Source organism: Mycobacterium sp. E3198 (assembly GCF_001667015.1).
Taxonomy (GTDB): Bacteria; Actinomycetota; Actinomycetes; order Mycobacteriales; family Mycobacteriaceae; genus Mycobacterium.
Window position 1 is genome coordinate 1 of record NZ_LZIS01000234.1, and the last position, 22080, is coordinate 22080.

The window sequence follows — 22080 nt, forward strand, 5'->3', positions numbered from 1 at the left end:
GGCGTGCGACACGCCCGCGCTGCGGGCCAGCTCGCGCAACGAGACCCCGTCTGCGCCCCGCTGCCGGCCCCGCCGCCGCTGCCGCACCCGCAGTTGTGCACGCCGGGATTCGGCCCGATCGGGATCTGCACCCCGTAATCGGCGGCTCAGTCGCCGCGTGACTGCAGCACCGCGTCGTAAAGCTGACGCGTGCGCACGTCCGGATGACCCGCGGCCACCTCGCTGCACGCGTCCTTGACGCGCACCCCTCCCGCGACCAGGCGCTGCACCTCCGCGACCAGGGAGTCCAGGTCGGCGCGCGGGGTCGCGCCGGCCAGCACGACGGTGATTTCGCCGAGCACCCCGTCGTCCGCCCACGCGGCCAGCTCGTCGAGGGTCCCGCGCACCACTTCCTCGTGCACCTTGGTCAGCTCCCGGCACACCACCGCCCGGCGCGCCCCGCCGAGTTCCTCCACCGCGTCGCGCAGGCACGCGGCCAGCCGGCGCGGGGATTCGAAGAACACACAGGTGCGCCGCTCGTCGGCCAGCGAGGCGAACCAGGCGCGGCGCGCCGACTTCTTGCGCGGGGCGAAACCCTCGAAGCAGAACCGTTCCGACGGCAGGCCGGACACGGCGAGCGCGGTCGTCACCGCCGACGGCCCCGGCAGGCAGGTGACCGGAACCCCGGCCGCCACGCACGCCGCGACCAGCCGGTAGCCGGGGTCGCTGATCAGCGGCATCCCGGCGTCGCTGACCACCAGCACCGTCGCGCCGTCCCGCATCGCGTCGAGCAGGCCGGGCACCCGGGCGGCCTCGACCCGGTCGTACAGGCTGACCAGCCGGCCGCCGATCCCGACGCCGAGCGCCTTGGCCAAGACGCGCACCCGCCGGGTGTCCTCGGCGGCCACCACGTCCGCGCGGGCCAGCGCGTCGATCAGGCGCGGCGAGGCATCCGACGGCTGGCCCAGGGGGGTCGCGCCCAGCAATAGGCGGCCGGTGGTCATGACGGACAGCCTACGATCGACACCGATGTCCGCCCCGCCCCGCGAAAGCGCCGTCGTCCCCGAAGACCGCGACGAGCGCGTCGTGCCCGTTGTCAGCCCGGGGCCGCTGGCTCCGGTCGCGGACTTCGGGCCCACCGATCACGTCCGGGGCTGGGTCGTCACCGGCGTGATCGCGGTGCTGGCGGCGGTGACCCGGTTCCTCAACCTGGGCTCCCCGACCGACGCCGGCACACCCGTCTTCGACGAGAAGCACTACGCGCCGCAGGCCTGGCAGGTGCTGCACAACCACGGTGTCGAGGACAACCCCGGGTTCGGGCTGGTGGTGCACCCGCCCGTCGGCAAGCAACTCATCGCCGTCGGCGAGGCGCTCTTCGGCTACAACGGGGTGGGCTGGCGGTTCACCGGCGCGCTGCTCGGCGTGGTGATGGTGGTGCTGGTCATGCGGATCGTGCGGCGGATCAGCCGCTCGACACTGGTCGGTGCGATCGCCGGCGTGCTGGTCATCTGCGACGGCGTCAGCTTCGTCACCGCGCGCACGGCGTTGCTCGACGGCATCCTCACGTTCTTCGTGGTCGCAGCGTTCGGCGCGCTGATCGTCGACCGCGACCAGGTGCGCGAACGCCTGCACGTTGCGCTCCTGGAGGGCCGCAGCGCCGAGACGGTGTGGGGGCCCCGGCTGGGCGTGCGCTGGTGGCGGTTCTCTGCGGGCATCCTGCTCGGATTGGCTTGCGGGACAAAGTGGTCCGGACTGTATTTTGTGGTGTTCTTCGGCGCGATGTCGCTGGCGTTCGACGTGGCGGCGCGCCGCCAGTACCAGGTGACCAGGCCGTGGCTCGGGGCGCTCCGGCGCGATGTGGCACCCACGGCGTATGCCTTGGCGCTGATCCCGGTCGGCGTCTACCTGGCCAGCTACGCGCCGTGGTTCGCCTCCGAGACCGCGATCGACCGACACGAGGTGGGCCTGTCGATCGGTCCGCACTCCGTGGTCCCCCTGCCCGACGCCATTCGCTCGCTGTGGCACTACAGCGCCAAGGCCTTCCAGTTTCACGCGGGCCTGACCAACTCCGCCGGCAACTACCACCCGTGGGAATCCAAACCGTGGAGCTGGCCGATGTCGTTGCGGCCGGTGCTGTACGCCATCGACCAGCAGAATGTTCCCGGCTGCGGCCCGCAGTCGTGCGTCAAGGCCGAGATGCTCGTCGGCACCCCGGCCATGTGGTGGCTTTCCGTGCCGGTGCTGCTGTATGCGCTGTGGCGCATGCTGATTCGCCGCGACTGGCGCTACGCGGCCGTGTTGACGGGGTATTGCGCCGGGTGGCTGCCGTGGTTCGCCGACATCGACCGGCAGATGTACTTCTTCTACGCGTCGACGATGGCGCCGTTTCTCACCATGGGCATCGCGCTCATCTGCGGCGACATCCTTTATGCCCGCCGCCAGAGCGCCGAGCGGCGCACGCTGGGGCTGATCGCGGTGTCGTGCTACGTCGCGTTGGTGGTGACCAACTTCGCCTGGCTGTTCCCGGTGCTGACCGGCCTGCCCATCTCCCAGCAGACCTGGAACATGGAGATCTGGCTGCCCAGCTGGCGCTAGTTGCTTCTTGTTCGGCGAGACTGCGTCCAGAGCGCCCGAATTGCCCAATCCGACGCGCTGAGCGCAGTCTCGCCGCCCTATTGGGGGTCGCGCGCGACGGGGCAGGACATGCAGCGGGGGCCGCCCCGGCCGGTGCCCAGTTCGGAGCCCGCGATGGTCAGCACCTCGATGCCGGCCTCCCACAGGCGGGCGTTGGTCTGGGCGTTGCGCTCGTAGGCGACCACCACGCCGGGCGCCAGCGCCAGCGTGTTGTTGCCGTCGTCCCATTGCTCCCGTTCGGCGACGAGTGGGTCCAGCCCGGTGTCGATCACCCGCAGCTTGTCGACACCCATCGCCTTGGCGGCGGCCTCCAAAAACGGCGTCTCGTCGCCGATCGCGATGCCGCGGGGGGCCGGCTGGATCGTGAACGCCGACAACGTGTCGACGATGTTGGCGTACATCAGCACGGTGTCGGTGTCGACCATCGTGCACACCGTGTCCAGGTGCATCTGCGCGCGCCGCTGCGCGATCGGCACCGCGAGCACCGTGTGCGCGAGGTCGTCGTCAAACAGGCTGCGGGCCAACGCTTCCGCACCGGCCGGGGTGGTCCGCTCACCCACGCCGACGGCGACCACGCCGGGGGCGAGCAGCAGCACGTCGCCGCCCTCGACGGGCGCGGTGCGCGACTCGTAGGCGCGCCGCACCCCGGTGAAGCGCGGGTGATGGGCATAGATCAGGTCGCTCAGCGACGCCTCGCGCACGCGGGCCGGCAGCGCCAGGGTGGGGATCACCACGCGCGGCCCGATCCAGATCGCCGAGTCACGGGTGAACACCAGGTTGGGCAGCGGCTCGATGACGAAATCCGCCCCGTGGTGCATCCGAAGGACCAGCGAGACGTCGGAGCGGATGTCCGGCGGCAGCTCGTTGAACGTCATGCCGGCCATCAGCACGTTGGCCAGCCGGCCCGGTTCCAGGCCCCGCAGGTACGCCGAAAGCCCTTGGGCCAGGGGGGCTCCGAGCCGGCGCGCGTCCACCGCGGCCGCGACGCCCTGCATCCGGGCGGCCCCGCTGTGGTTGAGGGCCTCGGTCAGCAGGTCGGACAGCAGCAGCACCTCGACGCCGCGGGAGCGCAACAGGTCCGCGAACCGGTCATGCTCCTCCTGGGCCCGCGCCACCCAGGGCAACCCGTCGAACAGCAGCTGGTCGTTGTTGCGCGGGTTGAGCCGCAGCAGCTCGCCGCCCGGGCGGTGCAGGATGACGACCCGCAGCGCGCCCACCTCGGAATTGGTGCCCAGCTCAACAACACCCACGGTGGAAACGGTAGCCGGTCGGCCGCCCGGGCCACTTCCGATCGAACGGGTGTGCGATAAACTGGGGGCCGTGAGCATCGCGGTACAGGGCTCGCTGTTCGAGCACACCGAGCGCAGGGAGCTCGGCGACGGCGCGTTCGTCGAGATCCGCGCCGGCTGGCTGACCGATGCCGACGGCCTGCTGGTCGAGCTGCTGTCGACGGTGCCGTGGCGCGCCGAGCGCCGCCACATGTACGACCGGGTGGTCGACGTGCCGCGGCTGGTCAGCTTCCACGACCTGACGGTCGAGGAGCCGCCGCACCCGCTGCTGGGGCGGCTGCGCCGGCGGCTCAACGACATCTACGCCGGCGAGCTCGGGGAGCCGTTCACCACCGTCGGATTGTGTTGTTACCGCGACGGCTCGGACAGCGTCGCCTGGCACGGCGACACCATCGGTCGCAGCAGCTCGCAGGACACCATGGTGGCGATCGTCAGCCTCGGCGCGACGCGCACCTTCGCGATGCGGCGCCGCGGCGGGGGCCCGTCGCTGCGGCTGCCCCAGGCGCACGGGGACCTGCTGGTGATGGGCGGATCGTGCCAGCGCACCTGGGAGCACGCGGTGCCCAAGACGTCGGCGCCCACCGGCCCGCGGGTCAGCATCCAGTTCCGCCCCCGCGACGTGCGCTGATTAGCTCCGAATCGCGGCGACGCCCTTGACCAGCAGGTCGCGGGCGCGCTGGGTGTCGATCTTGGCGACGGGCTGGTCGGGAACGACCAGTGGGTTGGCGATGACGATCACCTGGTACTCGCCGAACTGGGCCGAATAGTCGTACAGCTCGCCGGTGCGGGCGCCCCCGGCCACCATCGCCTGCAGCACACGATGCACGCCCGTCGTGCGGGCCCCGTCGATGCGCGGCGCGTCGATCACTTCGATGCCGCCCCGCACGCCGGCCCCGACGAACGCGACCTTGGCGCAGTCTTTGCCGGGGTCGTTGAACGGCAGCGCTTTTGAGGTCTCGATGGCGATGACGACGAACCGGTTTCCGTTGCCCTCGGCGGAGACGGCGGCCATGTTGCCCTGCAGGTCGGGCGGCATGTCCGGTCCCACCGCCACTTTCGCGCAGTTCGGGGGGTCGAAGGTCAGGCCCTCGGGCAGCTTGCGGGCCGACAGCAGCTTGGGGTCGATCGCCCGCTCGGAGATATCGGTGACCCTGTACTCGGGCCCGAAGCTCGACTTCACGTCGGCGACCTTGCCGATGTCGGCCTTGACGGCGGGATCGCCACCCGACGAGCAGCCGGCGAGCACGCACACGGATGCGGCCGCGAGCAACAGCTTGAACACCGTGGCCAATCTACCCAAGGCGGGGGCTCAGCCGCGCAACGTGGAGACCGTTTTGACGAGCAGATCGGCGACGAATTGCGGCGGCAGCGCCGGCAGGGCCGACCCCGGGTCCGTGGTCAGCGTGGTGAAGGCGTAGTAGTTGCCGAGGTATGCGGTGAACGTGTATGCGCGCGAATCGATTTCGGTGCCCGACTCGACCGAGGATTTGGTGTCGGTGACCATGCCGAGGGTTTCGGCGCCCTCGATGTGCGGGGCGTCGACCAGGCGGACGGTGGCCGCCGTGTGCCCGTCGCTCATGGTCCACCGGCCGCACGCCCCCACCACGCCCCGGTCGAGGCGCACCGGGGCGGGCAAAGTCACCACCACCGCGTTGACGATGCCGCCCGCGCCCGAGGCGGAGAAGCCCTGCGCGGTTGGCTCGCGCCCGTTGCCGGGGTCGGCGAGCGCGGCGCATCGCGGCGGATCGGCCCGCGCGTCGGCTTCGAGGCTCCAGATCACCCGGGGCGAGGCCCCGCTGGGGATGCCGGTGGTCACCTCGTAGCCGGGCGGCAGGTCGCGCACGACCCGCTTGATGTTGGCGGGGTTGACCGCGGCGTTGTCGGCCGTCGCCCTGGTGGTCGTCGACGGCGCGGGCGCGGGCGAGTGCGCGCACGCGGCCAGCAGGGCCAGGGGCATTATACCAATCCAGAACGGCCGCATGCCCGTTCAGCTGACCGCTTCGATCACCTGGCGCGCGACGCGCTTGATCTGATCGGCCAGGTGGCGGCCGAAGGTCAGCCGGCGCGGCACGTCGATGACGGTGGTGATGACGCCAACGTCCTCGCGCTGCCAGACGGCGCCGTAATGGTCCATGATGGTGCGCATCGGCAGGTTATCGGAAAGCATTCGCGCCGAGAATCTTTCGACGCCGTCGATCCTGGCCGCGATCGACAGCGCGCTGATCAGAAAGCTGCCGATCCCCCGGCCCTGATAGGCGTCGGCGACGGTGAAGGCGACCTCGGCGACGGTCGGATCGCGCTCGTCGCGAACGAAGCGGGCGTCGGCCACCGGATCGTCGCCGTCGGTGACCACCCACACGAAGTGGTCCACATAGTCGACCTCGGAAAGGTAGTGCAGCAACGCCGGGCTCGGAATCCGCGCCGTCATGAACCGCCGATACAGGGTCTCGCCGGAGAATTGGATGTGGCCCTGAACGGTGCGCTCGTCGTCGCCCGGCAACACCGGGCGCAGCATCAGGTGGGTCCCGTCGCGGACCCGTATCGGGATCGGCGTGATGAACGCGGCGATGCGCTGGCGCACCGTGCGCAGCAGCCGCGGCATCACCCCCGGCAGGTGCAACATCCGCGTGAAGGCGTCGTTGTCGCCGATCCACCCGGTCAGCGGTTCGGTGGTGGTGACGGTCGCGATGCGCGGGATGTCGCGCAGCAGGGCGATCTCCCCCACGATGGTGCCGGGCGCCACCCGTCCGGCGATGACCGTGCCGTCGCTGTCGACGCGCTTGATCTCGGCGGTGCCCGACGAGATGAGCAGGAACGAAACGGCCTGCTCGCCCTGCTGCATCAGCACCTGTCCGGCCGCGGCGCGCAGCGGCTGCAGCCGGGCGGCCAACGGCGCCAGGTCCTCGGTAGGACAGCCCGCGAAGACATCCATCGTCGCGAGCTCCTCTGCGCGCGCGCCGGTCAGTTCGGCCACTGCGATGTCCCCGCCGATCAGTGTCGCCATCTTCGGACCTTGCCCACGTTATGGGGTGTGTTCGGGACGCGGCAAGGGGCCGCCCACTACCCTGGGGTCGCGGCCGCACCGGCGAACACGAAAGCAACCCCATGACCCAGGATCCGATCGAGCTGACCCGCGGTCTCCTCGAGACGACCGCCGTGCTGCGCAACGGTTTTTTGGACGTGTTGGGTGAATCGACCAGTTCTCCGGTGCCGACGTTTGCGCAGCGCGCGATGAACAGCCCGTTCCTCGCGACGGTGTACGAGCGGCTGTGGCGGCCCACGTCGTTCTATCTGGCCAGCGGCGTCACGGCCCGCGCCGAGCGGCGCCGCGCGGCGTCGGCGCTGCGCCTGGCCACCGCTTCGCGCTTGCTCGATGTGGCTTGCGGGCCAGGCAATTTCACCGGGCCGCTGGCATCCGAACTGCCGGACGGCGGCCTTGCGGTGGGCTTCGACATCTCCGAGCCGATGCTGACGCGCGGCGTGCTGGACAACGGCGGCGCCCGCACCTGCTATGTCCGCGGCGATGCCCGGACGTTGCCGTTCGCCGACCAAACCTTCGACGCCGTCTGCTGTTTCGGCGCGCTGTATCTGATGCCCGAGCCGTTCCTGGTGGCCCGCGAGATGGTGCGGGTGCTCGCGCCGGGCGGCCGGATCGCCATCCTCACCAGCTACGCCGCCGGACCGCCGCCGCTGCGCCAGATCCTGACCGGGGGAGCGCAGGTGATCGGCCTGGCCATGTTCGACCGCCACGCCTTCGTGGAGCTGTTGTCGTCGGCCGGCCTGGTCGACGTCGAGCAACAGACCCAGCGCGTGTTGCAGTTCGTCGCCGCCACCAAGCCGGCCGGTAGACGCGGCTAACCCGTCGCGCCCGAACGGGTCTCGTCGCGCTGAACCACGTAGTCGACGATCACCGCCGCGATCTCCTCGATCGCCCTGCGAGGAATGACCTCGTAGCCGTGGGTGCTCAGCGTGGGCATGCACAGCAGGCCCGCCCGCGGCGTCAGCCCGTTGGCCTTGGAATGCGAGGCATCCGACATGAACGCGCCGAGGGCCGCCGCCTGGGGCTCAAACCCGTGGCCGGTGGCGATCTCCATCAGCCGGTCGGCGACGTCCTTGTCATAGACGCACAGGGCGTCGCTGTAGCCGACGACGGGACCGCCGGCGACGGTGGTCCCGTACTCCCGCTCGGTGGGCCCGACCTCCAGGGCGAGGGTAAGCGTGCCAGGCAGGGCGCCACTGGCATACGAGCCACCGACGCCGCCGATCTCTTCGTTCGTGGTGAACACGAGGTAGACGTCGTCGACGGGCCGTTGGCCGCGCTCACGTAGCACGGCCGCGGCCCGCAACAGCGCGGTAACGGCTGCGCGGTCGTCAAGGAAGTAACAGCCGACGTAGCCGCCGATCTCGACCAGCGTCCTCTTGCTCCGCTCGACACACACCCTGGTGCCGGGGTGCACGCCCGCGGCGGCGAGCTCCTCGACGCTACGGCCGGTGAAGACGTAGACGTGATGCCAATCCAGCGACTGGTCGCCCTTGTCCGGTTTGGTCTGCCAGATCCGCGGGCTCTCCTTGGTGGTGTGCTCGGAGCCCAGCGTGAGCACCGCGGTGAACGTCTCGTGCTCGCCGAGCACGGCGACCGGGCCGAGCCCGAAATTGCCGGGGTACATGGTGCCCAGCTGCGTCAGGTGCAGGGTGCCGTCGGGCTCGACCCGCTTGACCAGCATGGAGAGTTCGTCCATGTGCGCCATGACCCGCGTCGCCGTGCTCTGGCCGGCGGTCGATCGGTGCCGGTGCGCGGTGCCGCCGGGCGGACCGCCCGCGGCGACGTAGCCGACCAGATTGCCGGCGTCGTCGGTCCACATGTCGTCGACGACGGGTTGTAGCTCGCGCGCGCACACCGCGCGAACTTCGTCCTCCTGGCCGCACGGCCCGTAGGTCTGCAGCAGTTCTTTCAGCAGCTCGTCGGTCGCGTCCGGGTCCGCCATTGAGTTCCTTCCTCGTCGGCACCGCACGGCGACGCGCGTGTTCGAGAGTTCAGCCGCGTGGGTGACAACTGGATCAGTACCCACATCCGGCACCCGCAACCCGGGGATCCACCGGCGGACGCCAGCCCGGGAAGCGACAAACGATGCGCTCCGGGAGGACTTTGGCCCCTACCTCCTGCATCGAGAAAGGACCGACAGTGAGATGCCACGGCTTCCTGACAGTCGGGACAGGAGAAAGTGATGAATCGCGAAGCGAGCAAGTTCTTCAGCGGAGCGTTCGCCGGCATCGCCTACGCGCACGCGGGCTTCGCCATAGCGGCCTCCACCGGGATCATCGACGAGCCGATCTTCCTCGGAAGGAAATGGGGCGTCGGATTCATGTGGACTGAGGCCGTTGTCTATGCCGCGGTCAGCGCGGCCCTCGGATATGTTGGCTGGCGCTCGCGACCCGTCCGGCTGCACGTGGTGGGCACCCCCGAAACGAATGGGCAGAGCAGGGAAGGCGCGACCGCGCCACGGCCGCCTCTGTCAACATCGAGTTGATCACCGAGTCAACGAGGAGGCCGCGACACCGATGAACGCCGGACCTGGAAAATGGCCCGCAGTGTGCGCGGTCCTGCTGTCCGTCGCGCTGCTTTCGGCGGCGCCGGCGTCCGCGGACGCGACCGATGACGCGTTCATCGCGGCGCTGGAGAACTACGGGATCGACGCCGGTGACCACGACGTCGCGATCGCGCACGGCCACGCGGTGTGCGCCTCACTCGATAGGGGCCAAGACTCGAGCGTGATCGCGTTGAAGCTGATCAAGGACCCGCAAATCAAGGTCACGACGAAGCGGCAAGCCGGCTTCTTCGTCGGCGATTCGGTGGCATCGTATTGCCCGCAATACCGGGGCTCCGTTGATCCTTCGGTGATCTGGCTGCTGCCGTTCCCGCCGATGATGTGATCCGGCGAGCATGCCGAGTGCCCCTAGGGAAGCCGAGGGGCATACTGACCACCCCGGTCGAATGTCGCGTCTTGTCCGTGGATCGACAGCGACGCCAACCTTGGATAGAGGATTGCCGGGCCCAACCATCGCGCGACGAAGCGGCGCAGTTCGAGTCCGCTGCGCGGCACCTGTCCGGGGTCGGTCAGCATGGACTGCACGGTGCGCAAGGTCATCTCGGCAAGTTCCCGGAGGGCGGCGGTGTCAAAGCCGTGCAGCTCCCAATCGACATCGAGGCGGTGAAAGACGGGCAAGCAGAACGAGATTGCCGTGTCGGAGGTCAGCGAGGTGACGGTTTCGCCCTCATCTCGCCGGGTCAGCAGGCGTTCGAGCTGCGGATCACCGGCGAGGTTCTCGACTCCGAATGAAACAATTTCGACCAGCGCAGCGACCGGGTCGTTGAGGCCGCTGACGTGGTCGGCAACCTGGTCGATGAATCCGTTGACGGCGCGCATCGCGCTGGCGATGAGTAGCGCGTCGGCATTGGGAAAGTAGCGGTAGACCGTCTGGCGAGTGACTCCGAGCCTGCGGGCGACGTCGGCAAGGCGTAACGCCGCTCCATGCTCGGCGATCTCCTCGTCTACCGCACCCAGGATGCGCGAAATCGCCTCCTCGTCCGATGAGGGCGTCGAACCCGCCCAGCCGCGACTACGCATCCGCCGTCACAAGCCTTTCGCTGGTGAACTCAATCGGAAGGGTTGTCGGACCGGTCATTCCCAGTAGGGATTTCCATGGGGCCGGACCGACGCGATGGGTGGCGGACAGGCGGCGAGTGAGGACCGTGAGTGCTTCCGCCAGTTCCCGGCGGGCGAGGTTCGCCCCCAGGCAGTAGTGCGCGCCACCGCCGAACGTCAGTATTGGGGGAACGTCCTTGCGCGCGATGTCGAAGCGGTCAGCATCGGCATAGATCGCCGGATCTCGGTTGGCAGCAAAGGTGTTCGCGAATACGAAGGTTCCTGCCGGGAACAGGTAGCCACCGAACTCGACATCCTCGGTGGCGGCGCGCGGCACGATACAGGCCGCGGGTGAGTGGCGCATGCTCTCCTCGACCGCCTGCATGGCAAGTTCCGGGTGGTCGCGCAGCTTCGCCCATTGGTCCGGATGTTCGCAGAGCACCTGAACCGACGCCGCCAGTTGGTTTCGCGTCGTATCCGTTCCCGCCATCAGGAAGCCGGCCACCAGCATGCGCAGTTCGTCGAGATTCAGCCGGTCGCCGTCGCTTTCGGCGCGGATGAGCTCCGACAGCAGATCGTCGGTCAGATTGTCTCGGCGGGCGGCGACCATGTCGTCGACGTAGGCGTCGAGTTCGCCCCACGCGCGCATGATCGCGGACTCATCGAAGTTGACGTCCGGCTGAAAGTTGAGGGCTTTGAAGATCTCCTCAGTCCAGTCCGCGAACAACTGCCAATCTTCGCTGGGCGCACCGAGCAGCGCGCACATGATCGGGGTGGGATAGGGCCGCGCGATGTCGGTCACGACGTCGCACCGTCCGGCGTCCGCCACCCGGTCGATCAGCCCGTTCACCACCTCGTGGATCGTCTCTTGCAGACGTGCTGTCGCGCGGGGGGAATGGTGTTCAGCGAGCGGCGCGGCGCGTGCTGCGGAACTCCGACTGGCGAGAGGTGTTCCGGCCGGCGGTCGGGACGTGCCGAGCGACGGATGAGACACCTGCGTCACAGCGCCCCGAGCCTCGCCGTCAGCGCACATGCGAATGTGAAAGCGGTCCAGCGGACGCTTGGCGACGCCGAGGCTTCGATGACGCTCGACATCTATGCCGATCTTCGATGATGAGGACCTTCGGAAGCCGAATCGGACGCAGCTGCCCTGACCTACCCGATGAAGACCTGAACGGTGCGGCCAGCGACCTAGATGCGGCGTTTCTACCGGCTACTGCCCGATCGGAAGTTGTGAGGCAGGGACCTCATTCAGGAGGCGGTGCACCCTGATCTGGCGCGTCACCGAAGTGATCGGCATCTAACGCCGTCGCGTAATACAGCGAGGATATCGACGCGATCATAGAAATCTTCGAGTAATCGGCATCAGTCGGCTCCTCTGGCAACACCTGTACCAGCTTGACCGCCATGTCGGCATACTTTTGCGCGGCGTCACGCCACTCGCGAATTCTTTCCGGATCAACAGCCATGCTCTTCAGCCCTCCTACGTAACCGCCGCGTACCGGGCTTCGCAGACGGTGACGCAGCTAATTGTTGAACCCCCACTTACCTCGGCACTCAAACTTTGTGGAGCTAAGGGGATTCGAACCCCTGACCTACTCGATGCGAACGAGTCGCGCTACCAACTGCGCCATAGCCCCTGACCGCTAGCAGGCTACCAGCCGCGCGGCCAACCGACGAACCGCTGGCGCTACTCGCCGACCGCGCGCGGCAGGTCCCTGGGCCAACCGTAGTTGCGCATCGGCATCGCGTAGTCGAGGTGCTCGAAGATCGGGTCCTCGTCGTCGATCTCCAGCACCACCGCGCCGGGACGCCGCAGCCGCGAGGGCACCACGTCGTAATCGCGGTCGTAGGCGTTCTCCACGCCGAGCCGGGCGCGGGCCATCCGCTGCATCCGGCGGCGGCGTACCCTCTCCTCGATGCGGGTCTGCCTGCGCAGGTAGGCCAGGTACAGCAGGGTCACCGCGGTCGCGCTCCCGCACACCCACCAGGCCGTCGGCGACACCTCGAAGGCGGCCGCGGCCGAGCCGATCAGGAAGACGGCCATCCCCATCAGCACGCGCTTGCGGAAGGCGTACTTGCGTGCGCTGACCGCCGCCGCCTTCTTCGGGTCGAACCGGCGCCGCCGGGAGGTACCCGCCGCGACGAACGCGCGCGGGTCCTCGTCCTCCTCGCGGTCCGCCTCGGGCTCCAAACCCGAAGAGTCCTCGACATATTCGTAGCCGTCGTCGTCTTCGTCTTCGGCCTCGGTGTGCTCGGCGACGGTCTGGGGCTCGGTCTCGACGGCGGCCTCATCCTCATCCGGCTCGGCCAGCTCGGCGCCGGCGCCGGCCGGCAGCGCACCGGAATCCTCGATGACGTCGACGTCGAGGTAGTCGGGCTCGGTCCGCTCGACGGCGGCGGCCTTCACGACGACCGGACGCGCCGGATGCACATCGGTGTCGGCTTCCTCTTCCTGCTCCTCGTATTCGTCGGCACCGTCGGCAGCGTCGTCCTCCGGCTTCCAGTGCGGGTCGCTGCGATGACCGGCGGCGGGCCCGCCGCGCTTGAGCAGCCGGGACCCGGCGCCGTTGAGCACCCGCGTCGCCAGCGCCACGTCGCTGGTGCGACGCACCGCGTCGCGCTTGCTGATGAGCATCGGGACCAGCACAAACAGCCACAGCACCACGAGCGAGATCCACAACAGCGACTGCGGGATGCTTGGCATGATGACGTGCTCCTCACTGGCCCTGACCCCCGCGAGGCTCATCGGCGGCCGGCGCGGCCGGGACAGGTGACCAGCACAATTACACACCTGTAATTTGCCTCTCACAAGCACCAAATGTCACTCGTGTCGCGCTAGCCACAGCCCACGGCGCGGTGGTGCCTCGTTGGCGGCCGCTCAGGCCCAGCTCGCGTGGCCGGCGCGGACCAGGGTCGAGGCCACCGATCCCTGCACCTCCTCGACCGTGATGGCCATCAGCAGGTGGTCGCGCCACGCCCGGTCGACCTCGAGGTACCGGCGCAGCAGGCCCTCCTCCCGGAAGCCGACTTTTGCCAGGACGGCGCGGCTCGCGGCGTTCTCCGGGCGCACGGTGGCCTCCACGCGGTGCAGCATGACCGGGCCGAAACAGTGATCCAGACCGAGTGCCAGGGCCGCCGTCGCGACCCCGCCGCCGGTGGCCGAGCGGGGCACCCAGTAGCCGATCCACGCCGAGCGCAGCGCCCCATGGGTGACGTTGCCGATGGTCAGCTGGCCGCAGAACCGCCCGTCGAGCTCGATGACGTAGGGCAGCATGCGGCCCTTGCGGGCCTCTGCGCGCAGGCCAGAGCACAGCGCCGGCCACGCGGCGACCGTGTGCCGGATCGTCCAATCGCTGTCGGTGCTGGGCTCCCACGGCTCGAGGTGCGCGCGGTCGGCCAACCGGATGCGGCTCCATTGCGCGCCGTCGCGCAGCCGCACCGCCCGCAGCCGGACGACCCCGGCGGGCACCCGCAGCGGCCCCACGTCCAACGGCCACCCGGGATGACGGGCATTGGTGCGCAACAGGTTCACGAGCATGTGGCGGGTCGTCCCGCCTAGCCGCGCTGGGCCAGGAAGGCGACGTCGACGATCTCGCCGGTGCGGATCTGCTCGGCCCCGCTGGGCACCACCACCAGGCAGTTCGCCTCGGCGAGGGTGGCCAGCAGGTGCGACGACGCCCCGGGAGCCCCGCCCAGCGCCTGCACCAGGTACTCGCCGGTGTCCTGATCGCGCATCAGCTGGCCGCGCAGGTAGCCCTTGCGCCCCGCGACGGACGTGATCGGCGACAGGGCGCGCGCCTGGATCATCCGGCGCATCGGCTGCCGCTTGCCCAGCGACAGCCGGATCAGCGGCCGAACCATCACCTCGAACACCACCAGCGCGCTGACCGGGTTGGCGGGCAGCAGAAACGTCGGAACGCCCTCGCGCCCCAGCTGCCCGAAGCCCTGGACGGACCCCGGGTGCATGCCGACGCGGACGACCTCCATCTCGCCCAGCTCCGACAGCACCCGCCGCACCGCCTCGGCGGCCGCGCCGCCGACGGCGCCGGCGATCACCACGACCTCCGCGCGGTTGATCTGGCCCTCGACGACGTCGCGCAGCTCCTTGGGGTCGTTGGGCACGATGCCGATGCGATTGACCTCCGCGCCGGCGTCGCGGCCGGCCGCGGCCAACGCGTAGGAGTTGACGTCGTAGACCTGCCCGTTTCCGGGGGTGCGGGAGATGTCGACCAGCTCGCCGCCCACGGCCATCACCGACAACCGCGGCCGGGGATGCACCAGCACCCGTTCCCGGCCGACCGCCGCGAGCAACCCGACCTGCGCCGGGCCGATGATCGTCCCGGCCCGCACGGCGACGTCGCCGGGCTGGACGTCGTCGCCCGCGCGGCGCACGTAGGCGCCCGAGGGTGCCCCCCGCAGGATGCGCACCTGCGATATCCCACCGTCGGTCCAGCGCACCGGCAGCACGGCGTCGGCCAGGGTCGGCAGCGGGGCGCCGGTCTGCACCCGGACGGCCTGCCGCGGCTGCAGCCGGCTCGGCGTGCGCGAACCGGCCTCGATGGTCCCCATCACCGGCAGCAGCAGCCCGTCGCGCGTGTCCTCGTCCCCGCCGGACTCGTCGGGCGGCTCGCCGAGGCTTTCGGCGCCCACCTCACCGACGCCCAGCACGTCGACGCTGCGCACCGCGTAGCCGTCGATCGCGGCCTGATCGAAGCCTGGCATCGGCCGCTCGGTGACCACTTCCTCGGCGCACATCAATCCTTGGGCCTCGGCGATGGCCACCCGGATCGGCCGCGGGGCCACCGCGGCCGCCGTTATCCGGGCCTGCTGCTCCTCCACAGAACGCACAGCGTGCCTCTCTGACGTCGAGACCTGTCGGCCCGCCTTGTCCCGCCGGCCCGGCGTTGTCGCCCGGCTAGTTCTCGGTCAGGCCCAATCGCGCCACCAACCATCGCCGCAAATCCGGGCCATAGTCGTCACGATCCAATGCAAAGTCAACCGCAGCCTTCAGGTAGCCGCCGGGATTTCCCAAGTCGTGTCGGGATCCGCGATGCACGACGACATGGACCGGGTGGCCCTCCTTGATCAGCAGCGCGATGCCGTCGGTGAGCTGCAGTTCGCCGCCGGCGCCCCGGTCGATGCGGCGCAGCGCGTCGAAGATGGCGCGGTCGAGCACGTAGCGACCGGCCGCGGCATACATCGACGGGGCGTCTTGCGCCTTGGGCTTTTCGACCATGCCCTTGACCCTCAACACGTCGGGACTGTCACCGGGGACCGGGTCGACGTCGAAAACGCCGTAGGCGCTGATCTCCTCGGGAGTCACTTCGATCGCGCACAGCACCGTGCCGCCGTGGTCGGCCCGCACCTTGGCCATCGTCTCCAGGACGCCGGTCGGCAGCACCAGGTCGTCGGGCAGCAGGACCATGACGGCGTCCTCGTCGGCCGCCAGCGTGGTCTCGACGCAGCTGATGGCGTGGCCCAGTCCGAGCGGTTCGGCCTGCACGACGGACTCGACCTTGATCAGCTGCGGCGCGCGGCGCACCTTGTCGAGCATCGCCTTCTTGCCCCGGGCTTCGAGGGTGCCCTCCAGCACCAGGTCCTCGACGAAATGCGCGACGACGCCGTCCTTGCCCTCGGACGTGATGATTACCAGGCGTTCCGCGCCGGCGGCGGCGGCCTCGGCGGCGACCAGCTCGATGCCCGGCGTGTCGACGACCGGCAGCAGCTCCTTGGGCACCGTCTTGGTCGCGGGCAGGAAACGCGTGCCCAGTCCGGCCGCGGGAACGATCGCCGTAAAGGGGACCGGAACTTCTGGGCGTGACATTGTTCAAACGATAACCCTCGTTAGGTGCGCCGACGCCGTCTGGCGGCGCCAAATCCGGGCCTGTCATGGTTGAGGGCGTGGAAACCGCTAGCAAGGACGCGTTGCGCCGGCAGCTGTTGGCGGCCCGGCGTCGCGGCGCCGACGACGTCCGCGGCGCCGAGGCGCGCCTGCTCAGCGACCAGCTGGAGCCCGTGATCACCGGCGCGATCACGGTCTGCGCCTACGTGCCGGTGGGCACCGAGCCGGGTTCGACGGAGCTGCTGGACATGTTGCTGCGCCGGTCCGCCCGGGTGCTGCTGCCGGTCGCGCGCACCACCCCCGAGAACAAGCCGTTGCCCCTGCGCTGGGGCGAATACCGGCCGGGCGCACTCGTCCCCGGCGCGTGGGGGCTGCTCGAGCCGCCCGAGCCGCTGCTGGCGGAGACGGCCCTGGCCGAGGCGAGCCTGGTCCTGGTGCCGGCGCTGGCGGTCGACCGCCGGGGCGTGCGGCTGGGCCGCGGGCGCGGGTATTACGACCGCTCGCTGCGCGGGCGCAACCCGCACGCGCGGCTCGTCGCGGTGGTGCGCGACGCGGAGTTCCTCGACGAACTACCCGCCGAACCGCACGACGTGTTAATGACGGATGCGCTCACCCCCAACCGGGGCCTGATCAGGCTCCCAGGCCGGGAATGATCGCGATCACGTGGCGGTTCTAGCACTTGACACGGTAGAGTGCTAATGCAGCCCGAGACGATTCGGAGGTTTTTGTGCCGACTTACAGCTACGCGTGCACCGAGTGCGGCGACCGCTTCGACGCTGTCCAGGCCTTTACCGACGACGCGCTGACCACGTGCGAGAAGTGCTCCGGCCGGCTGCGCAAGTTGTTCAATTCCGTTGGCGTCGTGTTCAAGGGCAGCGGCTTCTACCGAACCGACAGCCGCGCCGATGGCAAAAAGTCGAAGAGCTCGGCCAACGGATCGTCCGGTGACACCGGGTCGAGCGAAAAGACCGGGTCCACCGAGAAGAGCGCGTCCGGCGACAAGAGCGGCTCGGGCGACAAGTCGACCACCAGCGCGACGCCGGCCGCCGCGGCCGCCTCGAGTTAACCCGTTATCCACAAGGCAATTCCTGACCGGCACCGCCGGCACCCGACCGCGCCTACCGTTGCGGCGTGGGCGAATCACCGTTGAACCCAAGCCTGTTCAGGCGGATCTCGGAGTCCCTGCGCCCCGACTGGGCCCGCACGGTGCTCGCGCGGCGAGTGGCCGCGGGCGGGCTCGTCGTGCTGGCCGGCGTCGCGGCGCTGCGCTCGGACCCCGACGGCGAGGGCGCCGAGGTGGTGGTGGCGGCGCGCGACCTGCGCCCGGGTGCGGCGCTGACCGCGGACGATGTGCGACTCGAAAAGCGCTCGGCCACAACGGTTCCCGACGGCTCACAGCAGGACGTGACCACGGTCCTCGGGTCGATGCTGGCCAGCCCGACCAGGCGCGGCGAGGTGCTCACCGACGTCCGGTTGCTCGGGAGCCGGTTGTCCGAGTTGACGGCCGGGCCCGGCGCCCGCATCGTGCCGCTGCACCTGGCAGACGGCGCTTTGATCGACCTGATTCGGGTCGGGGACGTGGTGGACGTGCTGGCCGCCCCGGCCACCGAGGGTCCGGCGGCGGGGGCCCCGGCCGTGACCAAAGTGGTAGCAACCGACGCCGTCGTCGTGCTTGTTTCGCCTAAACAGAAGGTCCAGGCTGCCGATAGCGACCGCGTAGTGTTGGTTGCGCTGCCGGCTCGCGTGGCGAACACGGTGGCAGGCTCGGCGCTGGGCCAGACGGTAACCCTGACCCTGCACTGAGTGCCTGGCCGCTGTTGGGCACGTGATCGGTAGCAAACGTTGTCCAGTCCAGAAAGGACCTCGGCATGCTCAAAGGGTTTAAGGAGTTTCTCGCAAGGGGCAATATCGTCGACCTGGCCGTCGCGGTGGTCATCGGTACCGCCTTCACCGCGTTGGTCACCAAGTTCACCGAAGCCATCATCACGCCGCTCCTCAACCGGGTCGGCGCGAACAAGCAGACCAATGTCGGCGCCTTGAAGATTTCTATCGGCGGCGACCAGTTCATCGACTTCAACATCCTGCTGTCGGCGGCGATCAACTTCTTCCTGATCGCGCTGGTGGTGTACTTCTTCGTCGTGCTCCCGTACAACACCCTGCGTAAGCGCGGAGAGGTCGAGCCGGCCGACGACGCCCAGGTTGTCCTGCTCACCGAGATCCGCGACCTGCTCGCGCAGAACACCAATGGGGACTCGTCCGGCAGGCACGGCGGCGTCGCCACGACGCCCCCTCCCGAGCACGGGCCGCGCGCGGACGCCGAGGCGCAGTGAGGCGCGCCTAGATCTCCAGGCTCGACAGCTGGCCGATGATCTGCGCGGCAAGCGGATTCAGCGTCGCCATCCCGTCGCGCACCGCGTAACGGGAACCGGCGAGGTTAACCACGAGCGTGCTGCCCGACACCCCGGCCAGACCGCGGGACAACCCGGCATCGATGATGCCCGCGGACAACCCCGAGGCGCGGATGGCCTCGGCGATGCCCAGGATCTCCCGATCGAGGATCTCGCGGGTGGCCTCCGGCGCGACGTCGCGTGGGGTGACCCCCGTCCCGCCGACCGAGACCACCAGGTCCACCCCGCCGATCACCGCGGTGTTGAGCGCGTTGCGGATCTCGACCTCGTCGGCGGCGACCGCCACCACGCCGTCGACCACGAACCCCGCCTCGGTCAACAGCTCGGTGACCAGCGGCCCGCTATGGTCCTCGTCCCCGTGCGCGGTGCGATCGTCGACGACCACGACCAGGGCCCGACCGACCACCAACTCCGCACCCGTTTCCATGGGTGCCACCGTATAACCGAGGTCGGACAATCCCGCCGCCGAGGGCTCTTCGACTCTCATCACTGATCCGCCTTACCGAGGGTGACCTGCACCGTGCGGCTTCCCCCGCCGGGATCCTGGAACGTCAGCGACACCTTGTCACCGGGCGCCTTCGAGCGGACCGCGGCCACCAGCGCGTCGGCGCTGTTGATCGGGCGGTCGTCGACCTTGGTGACGACGACCCCCTTGGGCACTCCCGCGCTCGCCGCCGCACCGTTCGGCACGACGTCGACGACCTTGGCGCCCGGGGTGCCCTTGTCGCTGGTCACCTGCACGCCGAGCGAGGCGTGCGTCGCCTTGCCCGTGGCGATGAGTTCGTCGGCGATGCGCTTGGCCTGGTCGACGGGAATCGCGAAGCCGAGGCCGATCGAGCCGCTCTGCGCGTCGGGCGAATCGGCGCCCAGAGTCGCGATCGCGGAGTTGACGCCCACCAACTGGCCGCTCATGTTGACCAGGGCGCCACCGGAGTTACCCGGGTTGATCGCGGCGTCGGTCTGAATGGCGTCCAGCACGGTGTTCTGGTTCCCCGACTCGCCCGTGGTGGACACCGGCCGGTTCATCGCGCTGATGATTCCGGTGGTCACCGTGCCCGACAGGCCCAGGGGCGACCCGATCGCCACCACCGGCTGCCCCACCCGCAGATCCGAGGAGGAACCCAGCATGATCGGGTTCAGGCCGGACACGCCCTGCACGCGGATCACCGCGATGTCGCTGGTGGGATCAGCACCAACCACCGTGAACGACGCGGTACGGCCGTCGGAGAAGGTCACCGTCGTCTTCGGCGGCGGACCGGCGGGACCGCCCGGCCCGCCGGGCCCACCCGGGCCGCCCGGCTTGGCCGCCGCGGCCGCGACCACATGGTTGTTGGTCAGGATCAGCCCGTCGGTCGACAGGACGATGCCCGAACCCTCTTCGGACTGGCGGCCCAGGTCGGTCTCCAGCATGACGACGCTGGGCACCACCTTCGCGGCCACCTGTTCGACGCTGCCCGGCGGCATGTTCGCGGCCGGGACGCTGGGGGCGGCCCCCGGGATGATGCCGTGGCCGTTGCTGCTCGCGGTGTGGGTGCCCAGCTCGACGGCCGTTGCCGCGGCGCCGCCGATCCCGGCCGACACGACCGCTATCGCAAGCGCGCCCGCCGTCAATAGGCCTGCGCGAGAACGCTTCTGGGGCGCGGGCCCCGGAGGCATCGGCGGCAGCATGTGGATGGGGCCCGTGCCGGTTCCGCCGGGCACGTGACCCGCCCCGGTGCCGCCGGGTATCGGACCCGGTCCGGAGCTGCCGGGTATCGGGCCCGGTCCGGTGCCACTGAAAGGCTCATAGGGCCGCCGGTACGGGGTCGTCTGCGTGGGCTGCTGCGACGGCTGGGCCGGCTGCTGGTAGCGCCAGTCGTACTGCGGGTTGTACGGCTGCTGGCGCCCCTGCGCATACGCGGGGGGCACGGGCTGATGAGGCCCGGTACGGTATCCCGGCTGCTGCGGCGGTGGCGAATACCTCGGGTCATTCGTCATGTCGCTACGTCGCTCTTCCTATATTCCTGCTTTTTGGGCTCGACTTGGCTCGAGACCAACACTAGCTGCAGACCTACCTTGCCCGCGCGGACTGAGAGTCCACTGAGATAACGTTCGCCGAATCCCCAGAGTTCGCCGCGCGGTCCGCCACGGGCACGTAGCGGTCGGTTTCGGTGTCCGTCGTCAGGACATCGGTGTCGGCCACGGCCGTCGGGGCCGGCATCCGGCGGCCGGGAAGCAGCACATAGATCGAGGTGCCCGGCGGCTGGCCGCCGGGCACGGTGTCCTCGACCCGAAGCAGCCCACCGTGGTTGAGCACCACCTTCTTGACAATCGCCAGTCCCAGCCCCGAACCCGGCATCGCCCGCGCCGTCGTCGACCGGTAGAAGCGCTCGAACACCAGGCGGCGCTCGTGCAGTGGGATGCCGGGCCCACGATCGGACACCACCAGCTCGGCGTGCGTGGTGTCGAGTTGCCGCAAGGTGATGCCGACATGGGCGCCCGGCGGGCTCCACTTGGCCGCGTTGTCCATCAGGTTCAGCACGGCGCGCGAAAGCCCGGCCGCGTCACCGTAAACCTGCCATCCAATCGCGTCGACGTCGAAGTGAATGTCGTTGCGGCGCCGCCTCACTCGCTCCAGGCTCCGATCGATCACCTCGGACATGTCGACTGTCTCGTGCACGACCTGACCGGCGTCGTCACGAGTCAGGTCGACCAAATCGCCTACCAGCGTGGACAATTCCTCGATTTGCGCCAGCACGTCGGCGCGCAGGTCGACCATCTCTTGCTCGGGAAGCCGCGGCGCGCCGGGCTCCATCGAGGCCATCAAGAGTTCGACGTTGGTGCGCAGCGACGTCAGCGGCGTGCGCAGTTCGTGTCCGGCGTCGGTGACCAATCGCGCCTGCCGCTCCCGGGACTCGGCCAACGCCCGCAGCATCAAGTTGAAAGCCTCGGTGAGCCTTGCCAGTTCGTCGCTGCCGAACACCGGGATGGGGCGCAGGTCGTCGGTGCGCGCCACCCGCTCGGCGGCCTGGGTGAGGCGGGCCACCGGCCGCAACCCCGCCCGGGTGACCATTCCGCCGGCCACCGCGGCGACCGCGACGCCGATGCCGCCGACGATGAGCAGCACCCAGCGCAGCTTGGTCATGACCGCCTCGGTGGGCTTGAGGCTCTTCGAGATCAGCAATGAACTGCCGTTGGGCAAATGGATGGCCAGGATGCGTTGATCCGAGGCGGTGCGACGCGACATGAACAAATCGCCGCTGATGACGGCCTTCTCGGTGACCCCGACGGGCAGGGTCTGG

General features: G+C 69.6%; 24 protein-coding genes, 1 tRNA gene and 1 pseudogene. 9 read left to right on the plus strand and 17 right to left on the minus strand.

Annotated features, from left to right (window positions below; all coding sequences use genetic code 11):
• Positions 1–146: 146 nt before the first annotated feature.
• On the minus strand, positions 147–983 hold the full coding sequence (gene rsmI, locus A5673_RS24115; RefSeq protein WP_068238487.1) for a 16S rRNA (cytidine(1402)-2'-O)-methyltransferase: 837 nt from the start codon (positions 981–983) through the stop codon (positions 147–149).
• A 25-nt stretch (positions 984–1008) separates the two neighbouring features.
• On the opposite strand from rsmI, the gene A5673_RS24120 reads away from it, so the two are divergent.
• Positions 1009–2574 (plus strand): dolichyl-phosphate-mannose--protein mannosyltransferase, encoded by a 1566-nt coding sequence (locus A5673_RS24120; RefSeq protein ID WP_068238490.1) that lies wholly within the window; start codon positions 1009–1011, stop codon positions 2572–2574.
• Between the two features lie 77 nt (positions 2575–2651).
• On the opposite strand, the gene arcA is transcribed toward A5673_RS24120, so the two are convergent.
• On the minus strand, positions 2652–3863 hold the full coding sequence (arcA, locus tag A5673_RS24125; RefSeq protein WP_068238492.1) for an arginine deiminase: 1212 nt from the start codon (positions 3861–3863) through the stop codon (positions 2652–2654).
• A gap of 70 nt (positions 3864–3933) precedes the next feature.
• On the opposite strand from arcA, the gene A5673_RS24130 reads away from it, so the two are divergent.
• Entirely contained in the window at positions 3934–4530 is a 597-nt protein-coding gene (locus tag A5673_RS24130) for an alpha-ketoglutarate-dependent dioxygenase AlkB (RefSeq protein WP_197518465.1), read from the plus strand.
• Here A5673_RS24130 and A5673_RS24135 read toward each other — a convergent pair whose 3' ends face one another.
• From A5673_RS24135 to A5673_RS24145, 3 genes are read right to left on the minus strand one after another with little or no spacing between them, the layout of a single operon-like run.
• Positions 4531–5184, minus strand: coding sequence for a DUF5642 family protein (locus A5673_RS24135; RefSeq protein WP_068238496.1), 654 nt, complete (start codon positions 5182–5184; stop codon positions 4531–4533).
• A gap of 27 nt (positions 5185–5211) precedes the next feature.
• Complete coding sequence (locus tag A5673_RS24140) at positions 5212–5883, minus strand: DUF5642 family protein (protein WP_068238498.1); 672 nt, start codon at positions 5881–5883, stop codon at positions 5212–5214.
• A gap of 6 nt (positions 5884–5889) precedes the next feature.
• Positions 5890–6906, minus strand: a complete 1017-nt coding sequence (locus A5673_RS24145; protein WP_156748571.1) for a GNAT family N-acetyltransferase — start codon at positions 6904–6906, stop codon at positions 5890–5892.
• Between the two features lie 101 nt (positions 6907–7007).
• Between A5673_RS24145 and A5673_RS24150 the strand changes: the two genes are divergently transcribed.
• Positions 7008–7760: a class I SAM-dependent methyltransferase gene (locus A5673_RS24150; protein WP_068238500.1), complete on the plus strand. Its 753-nt coding sequence runs from the start codon at positions 7008–7010 to the stop codon at positions 7758–7760.
• On the opposite strand, the gene A5673_RS24155 is transcribed toward A5673_RS24150, so the two are convergent.
• Positions 7757–8887, minus strand: coding sequence for a M42 family metallopeptidase (locus A5673_RS24155; RefSeq protein WP_068238501.1), 1131 nt, complete (start codon positions 8885–8887; stop codon positions 7757–7759). The genes A5673_RS24150 and A5673_RS24155 overlap by 4 nt on opposite strands.
• A gap of 240 nt (positions 8888–9127) precedes the next feature.
• On the opposite strand from A5673_RS24155, the gene A5673_RS24160 reads away from it, so the two are divergent.
• Positions 9128–9430 (plus strand): hypothetical protein, encoded by a 303-nt coding sequence (locus A5673_RS24160; RefSeq protein ID WP_068238504.1) that lies wholly within the window; start codon positions 9128–9130, stop codon positions 9428–9430.
• Between the two features lie 31 nt (positions 9431–9461).
• Positions 9462–9833, plus strand: coding sequence for a DUF732 domain-containing protein (locus A5673_RS24165; protein WP_068238506.1), 372 nt, complete (start codon positions 9462–9464; stop codon positions 9831–9833).
• Between the two features lie 23 nt (positions 9834–9856).
• On the opposite strand, the gene A5673_RS24170 is transcribed toward A5673_RS24165, so the two are convergent.
• The 8 genes and pseudogenes from A5673_RS24170 to A5673_RS24200 form a co-directional block, all read right to left on the minus strand.
• Complete coding sequence (locus tag A5673_RS24170) at positions 9857–10528, minus strand: TetR/AcrR family transcriptional regulator (protein ID WP_068238508.1); 672 nt, start codon at positions 10526–10528, stop codon at positions 9857–9859.
• A pseudogene (locus tag A5673_RS24175) lies at positions 10521–11441 on the minus strand (cytochrome P450); the annotation flags it as partial. The gene A5673_RS24170 and the pseudogene A5673_RS24175, both read right to left, overlap by 8 nt.
• 352 nt (positions 11442–11793) lie before the next feature.
• Positions 11794–12015: a hypothetical protein gene (locus tag A5673_RS29330; RefSeq protein ID WP_156748573.1), complete on the minus strand. Its 222-nt coding sequence runs from the start codon at positions 12013–12015 to the stop codon at positions 11794–11796.
• 98 nt (positions 12016–12113) lie between these two features.
• A tRNA-Ala gene (locus tag A5673_RS24180) sits at positions 12114–12186 on the minus strand.
• Between the two features lie 50 nt (positions 12187–12236).
• Positions 12237–13253 carry a gephyrin-like molybdotransferase receptor GlpR gene (glpR, locus tag A5673_RS24185; RefSeq protein WP_082958933.1) on the minus strand — a complete coding sequence of 339 codons (1017 nt, stop codon included), beginning with the start codon at positions 13251–13253 and terminating at the stop codon, positions 12237–12239.
• A gap of 174 nt (positions 13254–13427) precedes the next feature.
• Complete coding sequence (locus A5673_RS24190) at positions 13428–14081, minus strand: GNAT family N-acetyltransferase (RefSeq protein ID WP_068238528.1); 654 nt, start codon at positions 14079–14081, stop codon at positions 13428–13430.
• A gap of 23 nt (positions 14082–14104) precedes the next feature.
• Complete coding sequence (glp, locus tag A5673_RS24195) at positions 14105–15397, minus strand: gephyrin-like molybdotransferase Glp (protein WP_068238512.1); 1293 nt, start codon at positions 15395–15397, stop codon at positions 14105–14107.
• Positions 15398–15464: 67 nt separating this feature from the next.
• Positions 15465–16373 (minus strand): UTP--glucose-1-phosphate uridylyltransferase, encoded by a 909-nt coding sequence (locus A5673_RS24200; RefSeq protein WP_068238514.1) that lies wholly within the window; start codon positions 16371–16373, stop codon positions 15465–15467.
• Between the two features lie 77 nt (positions 16374–16450).
• On the opposite strand from A5673_RS24200, the gene A5673_RS24205 reads away from it, so the two are divergent.
• The 4 genes from A5673_RS24205 to mscL all read left to right on the plus strand — a co-directional run bounded on the left by A5673_RS24205 (position 16451) and on the right by mscL (position 18721).
• Positions 16451–17044: a 5-formyltetrahydrofolate cyclo-ligase gene (locus tag A5673_RS24205; RefSeq protein WP_068238530.1), complete on the plus strand. Its 594-nt coding sequence runs from the start codon at positions 16451–16453 to the stop codon at positions 17042–17044.
• Between the two features lie 74 nt (positions 17045–17118).
• Positions 17119–17457, plus strand: a complete 339-nt coding sequence (locus A5673_RS24210) for an FmdB family zinc ribbon protein (protein ID WP_068238516.1) — start codon at positions 17119–17121, stop codon at positions 17455–17457.
• A gap of 65 nt (positions 17458–17522) precedes the next feature.
• Positions 17523–18194, plus strand: a complete 672-nt coding sequence (locus A5673_RS24215) for an SAF domain-containing protein (RefSeq protein ID WP_068238518.1) — start codon at positions 17523–17525, stop codon at positions 18192–18194.
• Between the two features lie 65 nt (positions 18195–18259).
• The gene (mscL, locus tag A5673_RS24220) at positions 18260–18721 is read left to right on the plus strand and encodes a large-conductance mechanosensitive channel protein MscL (protein WP_068238520.1); all 462 of its coding nucleotides are present in this window, start codon (positions 18260–18262) and stop codon (positions 18719–18721) included.
• Between the two features lie 7 nt (positions 18722–18728).
• Here the strand turns inward: mscL and A5673_RS24225 are convergent, their stop codons facing one another.
• The 3 genes from A5673_RS24225 to A5673_RS24235 form a co-directional block, all read right to left on the minus strand.
• Entirely contained in the window at positions 18729–19286 is a 558-nt protein-coding gene (locus A5673_RS24225) for a molybdenum cofactor biosynthesis protein B (RefSeq protein ID WP_068238522.1), read from the minus strand.
• A complete protein-coding gene (locus tag A5673_RS24230) occupies positions 19286–20776 on the minus strand; it encodes a S1C family serine protease (protein ID WP_082958932.1) in 1491 nt (496 codons plus the stop codon). The genes A5673_RS24225 and A5673_RS24230 overlap by 1 nt, the downstream gene beginning before the upstream one ends.
• A 73-nt stretch (positions 20777–20849) precedes the next feature.
• On the minus strand, positions 20850–22080 hold a 1231-nt coding region (locus tag A5673_RS24235), incomplete at its 5' end, for a HAMP domain-containing sensor histidine kinase (protein ID WP_068238524.1).